The sequence below is a fragment of the Dactylosporangium roseum genome, assembly GCF_025264685.1.
GTDB lineage: Bacteria > Actinomycetota > Actinomycetes > Mycobacteriales > Micromonosporaceae > Dactylosporangium > Dactylosporangium roseum.
Map to the genome: position 1 here is coordinate 8,141,228 of NZ_CP073721.1, position 13,092 is coordinate 8,154,319.

The window sequence follows — 13,092 nt, forward strand, 5'->3', positions numbered from 1 at the left end:
CGCTGCCCGGCCGTATCGTGCACGCTTTACCCGTGACCACACAGGGCGAGTCGGTGTCCGCTCGGTCGACGGCCCCGACCCATTCGTCGGATGGCCCGTCCTCCGGCCGTCCGCCGTGCGCCCAGGTCCCCGAGCCGTCACCGGTCGGCCCGCTCGTCGATGCGCTCGTCGAGCTCAGGGAAACCGTCAAAGCGACCCGTTTCGCTCTGCCGCTTCCCAGCGCCGAGCGGGCCGCGGGCGTCGCGAAGAGCATGGTCGACCAGCTCGACGACTATCTGCTCCCGCGGCTCGACCGGCTCGACGCGCCGCTGCTCGTGGTCGTCGGTGGCTCGACCGGAGCGGGCAAGTCGACGCTGGTCAACAGCCTGATCCGCACCCCGGTCAGCCCGGCCGGCGTGCTGCGGCCGACGACCCGCGCGCCGGTGCTGGTCTGCCACCCGGCCGACATGCCGTGGTTCTCCCAGGGCCGCGTCCTGCCCTCGCTGGCCCGCACCTCCGGGCCGAGTGCCGACCCGCGCTCGCTCCAGGTGGTCTCCGCCCATGCCCTCACCCCCGGGCTCGCGTTCCTCGACGCGCCCGACATCGACTCGGTCGTCGACGCCAACCGCCGGCTCGCCGGCCAACTGCTCGCCGCCGCCGACCTCTGGCTCTTCGTCACCACCGCCGCGCGGTACGCCGACGCGGTCCCCTGGGAAATGCTGCGCACCGCGCGCAACCGGGGCACCGCCGTCGCGCTGCTGCTCGACCGGGTGCCCGGAGGCGGCGCCGTCGACGAGATCGGCCCGCACCTGACCTCGATGCTGGAGGAGCACGAGCTGGGTGGCGTGCCGCTGTTCGTACTGCCGGAAACCCGCCTCGACAGTCAAGGGTTGCTCAGCGAGGCACAGGTCGCCCCGCTGCGCGACTGGTTCACCCGCCTCGCCCACTCCGCGGAGGACCGGGCCGCCGTGATCCGCCAGACCGTCGGCGGCGCGATCGACGCGCTCACCGGCGAGATCGCCGTCCTGTCCGCGGCCGCCGAGGACCAGCTCGCCGCCGCCCGCGTGCTGCGGGAGGCGGTCCGGGGCGCCTACCGGTCGGCCACCGACTCCGTCGAGAAGGGCATCCACGACGGCGCCCTGCTGCGCGGTGAGGTGCTCGCCCGCTGGCAGGAGCTCGTCGGCACCGGCGACATCATGCGGGCGTTGCAGGCCCGGGTCGGCAAGGCACGCGACCGGATCGTCGCCGCCGTCACCGGCCGGCCCGCTCCCGGCGCACGCTTCCAGGAAGCGATCGGCTCCGGCCTGGCGGTGCTGCTCAAGGGCGCCGCGACCGACGCCGCGGACAACGCGGGCGCCGCCTGGCGGGCACATCCCGCCGGGGCGGCGCTACTGGACGCCGCACCCGGCCTCACCCGCCCGTCCGACGACCTGGACGAGCGCATCGCCCGGCTCGTCCGCGACTGGCAGCGGTCGGTGCTCGACCTGGTGCGGACCGAGGCCGGCGACAAGCGGATGATCGCCCGCGCGAGCGCCTACGCGGTCAACGCCACCGGCCTGCTGGTCATGGTCAGCGTGTTCACGGCCACCGCGTTCATCCCGACCGGGGCGGAGATCGCCGTGGCCGGCGGCACGACCGTGGCGGCGCAGAAGGTCCTCGAGGCGATCTTCGGCGACCAGGCCGTGCGGTCGCTCGCCGAGCGGGCCCGGCACGACCTCGACGACCGGGTGAAAGCCCTCTTCGACGAGCAGGCCGGCCGGTTCCACAACGCGCTGGAGGGCGCCGGAGTCGACGAGGACGTCGCGGCCCGCCTGCACGGCGTGAGCGGCACGGTCCACACTGCGCGCACCGCCGGCCTGGATGTCGCCCGATGAGTCTCGTGGAACGGATCAAGCAGGTGATTCCCCGGCAGGGAGGTGGGCCGGTGGACGCGGACCGGCTCGCCGGGCGGGTCGACTCGCTGCGCCGGTTCGTCCGGGCCGCCGAGGGGCACGTGCCGGAGGACCGGCTCGTCACCACCCGCACCGTCATCGACCGAGCCGGTGAACGGCTGGCGTTGTCCCGCGCGCACACCGTGGTCGCGCTCGCCGGTGCCACCGGCAGCGGCAAGTCGAGCCTGTTCAACGCCATCTCCAAGTTCCAGCTCTCCCGGGTCGGGGTGCGGCGGCCGACGACCGGGGTCGCCCACGCGTGCGTGTGGGGCCCGCAGGGTGCCGGCCCGCTGCTCGACTGGCTCGGCGTGCCGCCGAGCCGCCGGTTCACCCGGGAGAGCGCGCTCGACGGTGAGGACGAGGCCGGCCTGCGTGGGCTGGTGCTGCTCGACCTGCCCGACTTCGACTCGATCGAGGCGCAGCACCGGACCGAGGTCGATCGGCTGCTGCGCCTGGTCGACCTGGTCGTGTGGGTGCTCGACCCGCAGAAGTACGCCGACCGCGTCGTCCACGAGCGGTACCTCGCCCAGTTCCAGCGGCACCGCGACGTGACCGTCGTCGTGCTCAACCAGGCCGACCGGCTCACCCGAACCGACAGCGAGCGGATCGTCGCGGACCTGCACCGGCTGCTCGACGCGGACGGGCTCGGCGGGGTCCCGGCGTTCGCCACCTCGGCGAAGGGCCATCCCGGCCTCGACTCGCTGCGTGCGACGCTGGAGCGCGCCGTCGCGGAGCGGCAGGCCGCCCTGCGCCGGCTCGCCGGCGACGTCGACGACGCCGTCGACGCGCTCGAGCCGGTGGTCGCGCTCGACACGCGCGGCGCCGACCGCATCTCGCGGGGCACGGTCGACCGGCTGTCCGGCGCGCTGTCGGTCGCGGCCGGAGTGCCGATCGTGGCCGACGCCACCGAACGGACGTATCGCCATCGGGCGACCGGCGTGCTCGGCTGGCCCGTCGCCCGCTGGATCCGCCGGCTGCGCCCCGACCCGTTGCGCCGGCTGCACCTGTCCACCGCGCGACTGGAGGCCCCGGCCGCCACGTCGCTGCCGGAGTCGACCGCCGCGCAGAAGGCGGCGGTCGGGCTGGCCTCCCGCGAGGTCGCCGACGAGGCCTCAGCCGGGCTGCCGGAGCCGTGGCCGGCGGCGATCACGGCGGCGTCACGCTCGCGGGCCGACGACGTGCCCGACGCACTCGACGTCGCGGTGGCCTCGGCCGACCTCGGGATGGAGCGCAAGCCGTTCTGGTGGCGGCTGGTCGGCGCGTTGCAGTGGCTCGGCGCCGTGGCCGCGCTCGCCGGCCTGGTCTGGCTCGCGGTCCGGGCGGTCTTCGCGTTCCTCGGCCTGCCGAACCTCGACGGCCCGCAGGTCGGCCGGCTGCCGCTGGCCACCGCGCTGCTGGGCGGCGGCCTGCTCTTCGGCCTGCTGCTCGCCGCCGTCGTCCGCCCGGCCGTCGGGATCGCCGCCCGGCGCGCACGGGCCCGCGCCGAGCGCCGGCTGCGCGCCGCGATCGCGGACGTCGCCACGACGCACATCGTCGCGCCGATCCGGGACGTGCTGCGCTCGTACGATGACGCGCGTGAAGCTCTCTCCGCCGCTCGCGATTAGCGCCGTCCGTCGGGCCGGATTCGGCGCGCTCGGCCTGGTCAACCTGGTATGGGGCTGCTGGGCGGTCGTCGCGCCGGAGTACTTCTTCGCCACGTTCCCGGGCCTCGGCCTGCACTGGACGTCGGCCTACCCGCCGTACAACCAACATCTCATCGTCGACCTGGGCGCCACGATGCTGACGCTGGCGGTGCTGTTCATCGGCGCGATGATCGTGGACCGGCCGCCGGTGAGCTGGCTCGCCGGGATCGCGGCCGCCGTGTTCGGCACCCTGCACTTCGGCTACCACGCGCTGCACGCCGGCCACATGGGCACCTCCGACCGGGTGCTGAGCCTGTTGAGCCTGGTCGGCGGGGCGCTCCTGCCGCCCGCCCTGGCCGCGACCCACCACCTGCGAACGGGACCCCGCTGATGGACCTCGACTATCTGAAGGCGCATCCGGAGCAGCTTCCGGTCTTCCTCAAGCACCAGCGGATCCGGGAGACCCCGGTGCCGGGCGGGTCCATCTGCACCGCGCAGCGGCTGACCCTCGACGACGGGGGATCGCTGTTCGCCAAATCCCTCGCCGACCCGCCGCCGTCGTTCTTCGCCAGCGAGGCCGCCGGGCTGCGCTGGCTGCGGGAGGCGGACGCGGTGCCCGTGCCGGAGGTGATCGCGGAGCTGCCGGACATGCTGGCACTGTCGTGGATCGACCACGGTGAGGCGTCGCCCGCCGGCGCGGAGCTGCTCGGACGGCGGCTCGCGGAGCTGCACCGGGCGGGCGCGCCCTCGTTCGGGGCACCCTGGCGCGGGTACATCGGGACGGCCCCGCTACCGAACGACGAGTCCGCCGGACCGTGGGGTGCGTGGTTCGGTACGCACCGGCTGCTGCCCTTCCTCCAGGCGTCGGTCGAAAACGGCGCACTGACGCCAGAGGACGCACATGGCATAGAGCGCATCATTTCCGGCATTTCCGAGTATGGCGGCGACGAGCCGCCGGCGCGCATCCACGGCGACCTCTGGCCGGGCAACGTCGTCTGGGACCGCGACGGCAACGGCTGGCTGGTCGACCCGGCGGCGCACGGCGGGCACCGGGAGACCGACCTGGCGCTGCTCGGCCTCTGGGGAGGTGTCCCCCACCACGACCGGCTGCTGGCGGCCTATCAGGAGGCGTGGCCGCTGCCGGACGGCTGGCGGGAACGGGTGCCGCTGCACAGGCTCCATCTGCTGCTGGTGCACACCGCGTTGTTCGGCGCGTCGTATCGGGAGTCGGTCCGGTCCGCCCGGCGGTCGCTCTGAGGATGTGTCGATACCCGGCCGCACCGTCCGACGCCTTCGGCGCCTGACCTCCGACGGTTCGGGTACCGTTCGAGCATGACCTATTCGGAGCCCCCGCACGCCGGTCTCGCCGACCGGCACGGGCGCGTGGCGACCGATCTGCGGGTCTCGCTGACCGATCGGTGCAACCTGCGCTGCACCTACTGCATGCCCGCCGAGGGCCTCGACTGGCTGCCCAGCCCGACGCTGCTCACCGACGCCGAGGTCGTGCGGCTCATCGGGGTCGCGGTCGGCCTGCTGGGCGTGACCGAGGTGCGGTTCACCGGCGGTGAGCCCCTGCTGCGCCGCGGCCTGGTCGACATCGTGCGGGCCGTCGCCGAGCTCGAGCCCCGGCCGCAGACGATGCTCACCACCAACGGCATCGGGTTGACCCGGCTGGCGGCGCCGCTCGCGGAGGCGGGCCTCGACCGGGTCAACGTCTCGCTCGACACCACCGACCCGGCGCAGTTCAAGGAGCTGACCCGGCGCGACCGGCACGCCGACGTGGTCGCCGGGCTCGCCGCGGCGGCCGACGCCGGGCTCACGCCCGTGAAGATGAATGCGGTGCTGCTGCGCGGGGTCAACGACGACGAGGCGGTGCCGTTGCTGCGGTTCGCCCTCGAGCGCGGCTATGAGCTGCGGTTCATCGAGCAGATGCCGCTCGATGCCGGCCACACGTGGCGGCGCTCGGAGATGGTCACCGGCGCGGAGATCCTGGCACAGTTGCGAAGCACGTTCACGCTGGAGCCCGATCCGGTCCGGCGGGGCGGCGCACCGGCGGAGACCTGGCTGGTCGGCGGCCACACCGGGATCGGCGGGCGGCCGGCACGTGTCGGGGTGATCGCGAGCGTGTCCAGCCCGTTCTGCGGTGCGTGCGACCGCACCCGGCTCACCGCCGACGGCGCCGTGCGGTCGTGCCTGTTCAGCCAGGAGGAGACCGACCTGCGTGGCGCGATGCGGTCCGGCGCGAGCGACGACGAGCTGGCCGATCTCTGGCGCAAGGCGATGTGGGCGAAGCCGGCCGGGCACGGCATCGACGATCCGCGGTTCCTGCAGCCGGCGCGCCCGATGTCGGCGATCGGAGGCTGAGCGCGTGCTGCTGGTGCGCTACTTCGCCGGGGCCCGCGCGGCCGCCGGCGTGCCCGAGGAGAAGGTCGAGGCGGCGACGCTCGGTGACCTCGTCGGCGCCATCACCACCGGCCGTCCCCGGCTGACGGCGGTGCTGACCGCCTGCTCGTTCCTCGTCGACGGGGTGGCGTGGCGCGACCGCGACGCCCCGCTGCCGGCGACAGCGACCGTCGACGTCCTGCCGCCGTTCGCGGGCGGCTGAGCCGGTGATCGCCGTCCTGCTGGCGGTGGTGCTCCTCGTCGTCGGATCCATCCACTGGTATCTCTGGAAGAGGCTCGTCAAGGACACCACGTCGACGAGGCGCGGCCGGCGCATCGGCACCGCGCTCGTGGTGGCGCTGGCCCTGCTCATCCCGGTGACGCTGGTCGCCTCGCGGGCGTTGCCGCACTCACGGCAGGCGATCCTCGCCTGGCCCGGGTTCCTGTGGCTGGCGCTGATGTTCTACCTGCTCGTGACGCTGGCGATCCTGGAGGTGCCGCGGCTGGCGCTGCGCTTCTGGACCCGGCGTGGCCCCGCCGCGGCCGAGCCCGCCAATTCGGAGCCCGCCGATTCGGAGCTCGCCGGGTTCGCGATGAGTCCGCCGGCCGGCACCCCGGCGGGAGTCGCCGCGACCACCGCCGAGCCCCCGCCGGCACCGCCACGGGGCTTCGATCCGGGGCGGCGGCTACTGCTCGGGCGGTCCATGGCCGTCGCGGCCGGCGCCCTGTCCGTCGCGGCCGTCGGCATCGGCACCGCGCAGGCGCTCGGCCCGCCCGACCTCAAGCGGGTGCCGATCCGGCTGCCCAAGCTGCCGTCCAGCATGACCGGGTTCCGGATCGCGCTGGTCTCCGACATCCACCTCGGGCCCCTGCTGGGCCGGTCGCACACCGAGCGCATCGTGCGGATGATCAACTCGGTGGAGGCCGACCTCGTCGCCGTGGTCGGCGACCTGGTCGACGGCAGCGTGGCCGAGCTGGGCCCGGCCGCCGAACCGTTGCAGGACCTGCGGGCCCGGCACGGCAGCTTCTTCGTGACCGGCAACCACGAGTATTTCTCCGGATACCAGGAGTGGATCAACGAGATCAACTCGCTCGGCGTGCGGGTGCTGCGCAACGAGCGGGTCGACATCCTGGGGCTGGACCTCGCCGGGGTCAACGACGTCAACGGGCAGGACGTCGGCGACGGGCCCGACTTCGCCAAGGCCCTCGGCGGGCGCGACACGGCGCGGCCCGTGGTGCTGCTGGCGCACCAGCCGGTGCAGGCGCGCGACGCGGCCGAGCACGGCGTCGACCTCCAGCTCTCCGGGCACACCCACGGCGGCCAGATGGCGCCGTTCAACCTGCTCGTGAGCCTGGAGTCACCCGTGGTCGCCGGGCTGGGCGACGTCGACGGCACACAGGTCTACGTCACGCGCGGTGCCGGCTTCTGGGGGCCACCGGTACGATTCGGAGCACCGCCCGACATCTCGGTCATCGAGTTGCACGGCGCGTAACAGGTATTGGCTCGAATAGCTGTGACAGGATGCAGCGTGCCTTCGAACGCCGCTACCGACTCGTTCGTCGTGGATCTCCACATCCACTCGAAATATTCCCGAGCGTGCAGCCGCGACCTCAGCATCGAGACGCTCACCTGGTGGGCTCGGCGCAAGGGCATCACCTTGCTCGGCACCGGCGACTTCACCCACCCGGCCTGGCACGACCACCTGCGCGAGGCGCTGGTGCCGGCCGAGCCGGGCCTGTTCAAGCTCGACCCGGAGCGTGACGCCGACATCCGCCGCCGGCTGCCGGCGCGGCTGGCCGAGTCGACCGTGCGCTTCATGCTGTCGGTCGAGATCTCCACGATCTACAAGCGCGCCGACCGCACCCGCAAGGTTCACCACCTGATCTACCAGCCCGATTTCGACGCGGTGGCCCGCTTCAACACCGCGCTCGGCCGGATCGGCAACCTCGGCTCTGACGGCCGCCCGATTCTCGGCCTGGACTCGCGCGACCTGCTGGAGATCACGCTCGAGGCCAGCCCCGACGGCTTCCTGGTGCCGGCCCACATCTGGACGCCGTGGTTCTCCGCGCTCGGCTCGAAGTCCGGCTTCGACGCGATCGCCGACTGCTACGCCGACCTGGCCGACCACATCTTCGCGGTGGAGACGGGGCTGTCCAGCGACCCGGAGATGAACTGGCGGGTCTCTTCCCTCGATCAATACCGGCTGGTCTCGAACTCCGACGCGCACTCGGCGCCCGCGCTGGCACGTGAGGCGACGGTGCTGTCCTCGGCGCTGGACTACTACGCGGTGCGCGACGCGCTGCGGACCGGCGACGGACTGGCCGGCACGCTCGAGTTCTTCCCCGAAGAGGGCAAGTACCACGCCGACGGGCACCGCGCCTGCGACGTCAACTGGCCGCCGGCCCGCACGCGGGAGGCGCAGGGTCGCTGCCCGGAATGCGGCAAACCGCTGACCGTCGGGGTCCTGCACCGGGTCGAGGAGCTCGCCGACCGGCCCGACGGCTACACGCCGCCCGGCGCGCCGGGCGTGACGCACCTGATCCAGCTCCACGAGATCCTCGGTGAGATCCACGGCGTCGGCCCGAAGTCGAAGACGGTCGACGAGAAGCTCACCGCGCTCGTCGCCGAGCTGGGGTCGGAGCTGTCGATCCTGCGCGAGGTGCCGATCGGCGAGATCACCCGGGTGGGCGGTGAGCTGCTCGGCGAGGGCATCGAGCGGCTGCGGCGCGGCCAGGTGCACCGCACCCCCGGCTACGACGGCGAATACGGCGTGATCCGGCTCTTCGAGCCCGCCGAGCTGGCGCCTGCCGTCCAGGCGGACGCGCTGTTCGACATTCCGGTCGTACCGAAGCAGCGGCAACCCGTCGTGAAGGCCGCACCCAAGCGGCGCGCGAAGGCGGCGCCGCCCATGGTCGAGGCGCCGCCGCCGATCGCACCGCCGCCCTCGCCGCACGAGCCGCTCGAGCCGATGCTGGCCGGGATGGAGGAGGTCGGCACCGGCCTGCTCGACCGGCTCGACGCGCTCCAGCGGGTCGCGGCCTCGGCGCCGGGCGGCCCGTTGCTCATCGTCGCCGGTCCGGGGACGGGCAAGACGCGGACGTTGACGCACCGGATCGCATACCTGTGCGCCGAGCTGGACGTCTTCCCCGAGGAGTGCCTGGCGATCACGTTCACCCGGCGGGCCGCGGAGGAGATGCGGGAGCGGCTGGAGGTCCTGCTCGGGCCGGTGACCGAGGCGGTCACGGTGTCGACGTTCCACGCCCTGGGCCTGTCGATCCTGCGGGAGCACGCGGCCGCGGTCGGGCTGACCCCGAGTTTCCGCATCGCCGAGGAGGCCGACCTGCTCGCGGCCCTCGAGCCGCTGCCGGAGCGGGAGGCGCGGCGCGCGCTGGCGGCGATGGAGCCCACGACCAGGGAGACGCTGGCCAAGGCGCTGCGCGCGCGTGACCTGGTGTCGCTGGACGAGCTGCTGTCGCTGACCGTGGAGCTGCTGTCCGAGTCGCCGGCGCTCGTCGACCGATACCGCGCGCGCTGGCAGTGGATCTTCGTCGACGAATACCAGGACGTCGACCCGGTGCAGTACGAGCTGCTGCGCCTGCTCTGCCCGCCCGGCGGCAACCTGTGCGCGATCGGCGACCCTGACCAGGCGATCTACTCGTTCCGGGGTGCCGAGGTGTCGTTCTTCCTGCGGTTCACCAACGACTTCTCCACGACCGAGGTCGACGCGCGGGTGGTCCGGCTGACCCGCAATTACCGCTCGTCGGCGCCGATCCTGGCCGCCGCGGTCCAGGCGATCGCACCGTCGACCCTGGTGCCCGGGCGGCGGCTCGACCCGGCCCGGCTCGATCTCGAGGCCCCGATGGTGGGGCTGTATCCGGCCGCGTCCGTCGCCGACGAGGCCGACTTCGTCGTGCGGACGATCGACGAGCTGGTCGGCGGGTTGTCCCACCGGTCGCACGACGGGCGGGTCGACTCCCGCGCGACCGTCGGCGCGATGTCGTTCTCCGACATCGCCGTGCTGTACCGCACCGACTCCCAGGCCGGCGCGATCGTCGACGCCCTGTCGCGAGCGGGCGTCCCGGTCCAGAAGCGCTCGCACGACCGGCTGCTCGACCGGCCCGGCATCGCGGCGATCGCCCGCGAGCTGCGGTTCGCCACCGGGCTGGGCGGCTCGATCGCGGCTCGGGTGCGACTGTCCGGGCAGGTCGTCGCGGGCCGGTGCGGCCAGCTCGACACCGACCTGATCGGATTGACCGAGGCCGACGTGTGGAACGCGGTCGACCTGATGACGCCGCTCGCACTGCGCTCGGGCAGCGACCTCGACGAGTTCCTGGGCGCGCTGGCGACCGGTGCGGAGGTCGACGGCTGGGATCCGCGCGCCGACCGGGTGACGCTGATGACACTGCACGCCTCGAAGGGCCTGGAGTTCCCCGTCGTGTTCCTGGTCGGGTGCGAGGACGGGCTGCTGCCGCTGCGCGCCTTCGCCGGGGGCCGCCAGTCGGAGGACGACATCGCCGAGGAGCGGCGGCTGTTCTTCGTCGGGCTGACCCGTGCGCAGGACCGGCTCTTCGTGTCGCACAGCCGCAGCCGCTTCCGGCACGGGTCGGAGCGGGAGATGTCACCGACGCCGTTCCTGTCGGCGATCGACCCCGGTCTCCTTGAGCGGCGCGGTCCGGCAGCGCCCCGGAAGCCGAAGGATCGGCAGCTCCGGCTGATCTGAGCAGGTATTGACACGGATCCGTCAGGTCATTCTGTCCGGGGGTGGCGCTACCGTAGCTGCGTCGGCGCCATTAGGCTCTCACCACTGAGGCGCGGGGGCCGCAGGACCAGGAGGGATCAACATGTCGGGTTACGGACCGCCGGGCGGACCGTACCAGGGTCAACCGCAGGATCCATGGCAGGGCGGACAGCAGGACCCTTATGGACAGCCGGATCCCTACGGTCCACCCCCCCAGCAACACGGCCAGGGCGGCGGCTACGACCAGGGCGGATATGGCCAGGGTGGCGGTGGGTACAGCCAGGGTGGTGGCTACGGCCAGGGTGGATACGGCCAGGGCGGCGGCTATGACCAGGGCGGATACGGCCAGCCCACCGGCACCTTCCAGCAGCCGGCCTACGGTGGTGGCGGCTACCCGCCGCCCGCACCCGGCTACGGTGAGCCGCAGTGGGGCCCGCCGTCCGGACCCCCGCCGAAGAAGAGCTCCGGCGGCCTGATCGCGGTTGTGGCGGTGCTCGTGCTCCTGATCTGCGGCGGTGGCGCGGCCGGCATCTACTACGTCATGAAGGACGACAAGACCGACCCGCCGGTCGCCAGCCCGTCGGCCAAGTCCAGCAGCGCGGGGCCTTCGGCCCGCCCGTCGGGCAGCGCCAGCAAATCGGGCTCCAGCGCCTCACCTACGGCCGGCGGTGTCCAGGCCGGCGACGCACGGACCGTCAAGGTCGGTGAGTGCCTGGTCAACAACGGCACGGACCAAGCGCCGAAGCTGGAGAAGGTCACCTGCGCAGCCGGCACCTACGAGGTGCTCAAGCGCATCCCCGGCACGACCGACAAGAACCAGTGCAAGAACGTCACCGGGTATACGCACGACTACTACTACGACAGCACGGTCAACTCGCAGGACTTCGTGCTCTGCCTGAAGCTGCGCACCTGACCGCCCTGATCGTCGGCGGCCCGGGCGTTCTCACGTCCGGGCCGCCCCATTTCGCTCGGCAACGCCCGCCTGGCCGGCTGCGATTCCTCGGACACGACCCCCCTTGTTTTGTGGCAGAGTAGGGTTGTAGTACATTCGTTCGATCGGAGGTGCGGTGTTCGCTGCCGCATTATTGGGCCTTCTTGCGCCTGCGCTAGAAAACGCTAGAAAGACCACGACACGCCGTAGAGGTTCTTCTACGCGGTTCTAGCTCCTGGGCTAGAAACGCCGATACTGTGCGATCGTGGATCCGGTTCGCAATCCGTATGCGCCCGGCGCCGGGCAGCGTCCGCCTGAGCTCGCCGGCCGTGACCGCGAGCTGCACGCCTTCGAAGTGGTCCTGGAGCGGATCGCCCGTGGGCGGCCGGAGCGGTCTCTCATGCTCACCGGCCTGCGTGGCGTCGGCAAGACAGTGCTGCTCAACACGCTGCGATCGCAGGCGATCTCCCGGCTCTGGGGCACCGGCAAGATCGAGGCCCGGCCCGACGAGTCCCTGCGCCGCCCCGTGTCGGCGGCCCTGCACATGGCGATCCGTGAGCTCGCGCCGCATCACCGGGCGCCGGACCGGATCGACGAGTTCCTCGGGGTGCTGAAAGCGTTCGCGATGCGCGAGGATCCGCGCAAGCCGCCGTCCAAGCTGCGGGACCGGTGGCAGCCGGGCATCGACGTGCCGCCGGCGACCGGGCGAGCCGACTCTGGCGACATCGAGATCGACCTGGTCGAGCTGTTCACGGACGCGGCGAGCGTGGCCATGGACGTCGGCACCGGCGTGGCGCTGTTCATCGACGAGATGCAGGATCTGACGGCCGACGACGTGTCGGCGCTGTGCGCCGCGTGCCACGAGTTGTCGCAGACGGGCGCGCCGCTGATCGTGGTCGGCGCCGGCCTGCCACACCTGCCGGCACTGTTGTCGGCCTCGAAGTCGTACTCGGAACGCCTCTTCCGGTACCAGCGGATCGACCGGCTGGACCGGCTCGCGGCGGACCTGGCGTTGACCGCGCCGGCGCAGCGGGAGGAGGTGGAATACGAGGAGAAGGCCCTCGACGCCTTGTACGACGCTTCGGGCGGCTACCCGTATTTCGTCCAGGCCTACGGCAAGGCGACCTGGGACCACGCGCCGCGCTCCCCGATCACCGCGGCCGACGTGCGGGTCGCGGCTCCCGAGGCGGAGGCCGAGCTGGCGGTCGGGTTCTTCGGCTCCCGTTACGAACGGGCGACCCCGGCCGAGCGCGAATACATGCGTACGATGGCGACCCTGCTCCCCGCCGTCGACGTCTCGGAAGCGGTGCCGACGGCTGAGATCGCCAAGACCCTGGGCCGCCGCCCGGCGAGCCTCTCCCCCGCGCGGGACGCGCTGATCAAGAAGGGCCTGATCTACTCGGGTGAACGCGGGACGGTGGCCTTCACGGTTCCCCACTTCGCCCGCTACCTGCGCACCCAGCCCTCGGAGTGACCCGCCGCACCGCACGGATCACGCGGCCGCATCA

The 13,092-nt window shown here is 72.7% G+C and carries 10 protein-coding genes; all 10 read left to right on the plus strand.

From position 1 onward, the window contains the following. Positions 1-32 precede the first annotated feature (32 nt). The 10 genes from Drose_RS38355 to Drose_RS38400 all read left to right on the plus strand — a co-directional run bounded on the left by Drose_RS38355 (position 33) and on the right by Drose_RS38400 (position 13,058). Complete coding sequence (locus Drose_RS38355; protein ID WP_260726077.1) at positions 33-1,853, plus strand: GTPase family protein; 1,821 nt, start codon at positions 33-35, stop codon at positions 1,851-1,853. Continuing rightward, entirely contained in the window at positions 1,850-3,514 is a 1,665-nt protein-coding gene (locus tag Drose_RS38360; protein WP_260726078.1) for a GTPase, read from the plus strand. Before Drose_RS38355 ends, Drose_RS38360 begins: the two co-directional genes overlap by 4 nt. Beyond that, positions 3,486-3,923 carry a hypothetical protein gene (locus tag Drose_RS38365; protein WP_260726079.1) on the plus strand — a complete coding sequence of 146 codons (438 nt, stop codon included), beginning with the start codon at positions 3,486-3,488 and terminating at the stop codon, positions 3,921-3,923. Before Drose_RS38360 ends, Drose_RS38365 begins: the two co-directional genes overlap by 29 nt. Beyond that, on the plus strand, positions 3,923-4,789 hold the full coding sequence (locus Drose_RS38370; RefSeq protein ID WP_260726080.1) for a fructosamine kinase family protein: 867 nt from the start codon (positions 3,923-3,925) through the stop codon (positions 4,787-4,789). Before Drose_RS38365 ends, Drose_RS38370 begins: the two co-directional genes overlap by 1 nt. A gap of 75 nt (positions 4,790-4,864) precedes the next feature. Next, positions 4,865-5,896 (plus strand): GTP 3',8-cyclase MoaA, encoded by a 1,032-nt coding sequence (gene moaA, locus Drose_RS38375; RefSeq protein ID WP_260726081.1) that lies wholly within the window; start codon positions 4,865-4,867, stop codon positions 5,894-5,896. 4 nt (positions 5,897-5,900) lie between these two features. Beyond that, positions 5,901-6,137, plus strand: a complete 237-nt coding sequence (locus tag Drose_RS38380; RefSeq protein WP_260726082.1) for a MoaD/ThiS family protein — start codon at positions 5,901-5,903, stop codon at positions 6,135-6,137. Positions 6,138-6,141: 4 nt separating this feature from the next. Next, on the plus strand, positions 6,142-7,407 hold the full coding sequence (locus tag Drose_RS38385) for a metallophosphoesterase (protein WP_260726083.1): 1,266 nt from the start codon (positions 6,142-6,144) through the stop codon (positions 7,405-7,407). A gap of 36 nt (positions 7,408-7,443) precedes the next feature. Further along, a complete protein-coding gene (locus Drose_RS38390) occupies positions 7,444-10,635 on the plus strand; it encodes a UvrD-helicase domain-containing protein (RefSeq protein WP_260726084.1) in 3,192 nt (1,063 codons plus the stop codon). Between the two features lie 121 nt (positions 10,636-10,756). Beyond that, positions 10,757-11,566, plus strand: a complete 810-nt coding sequence (locus Drose_RS38395) for an LppU/SCO3897 family protein (protein WP_260726085.1) — start codon at positions 10,757-10,759, stop codon at positions 11,564-11,566. Positions 11,567-11,849: 283 nt separating this feature from the next. Then, positions 11,850-13,058 carry an ATP-binding protein gene (locus Drose_RS38400; RefSeq protein WP_260726086.1) on the plus strand — a complete coding sequence of 403 codons (1,209 nt, stop codon included), beginning with the start codon at positions 11,850-11,852 and terminating at the stop codon, positions 13,056-13,058. The last annotated feature ends 34 nt before the right edge of the window (positions 13,059-13,092 follow it).

What these genes read in the sequence shown, in the direction of transcription:
- Drose_RS38360 (WP_260726078.1), top strand. Translation starts at nt 1,850, where the DNA reads ATGAGTCTCGTGGAACGGATCAAGCAGGTGATTCCCCGGCAGGGAGGT.
- Drose_RS38370 (WP_260726080.1), top strand. Translation starts at nt 3,923, where the DNA reads ATGGACCTCGACTATCTGAAGGCGCATCCGGAGCAGCTTCCGGTCTTC.
- moaA (WP_260726081.1), top strand. Translation starts at nt 4,865, where the DNA reads ATGACCTATTCGGAGCCCCCGCACGCCGGTCTCGCCGACCGGCACGGG.
- Drose_RS38395 (WP_260726085.1), top strand. Translation starts at nt 10,757, where the DNA reads ATGTCGGGTTACGGACCGCCGGGCGGACCGTACCAGGGTCAACCGCAG.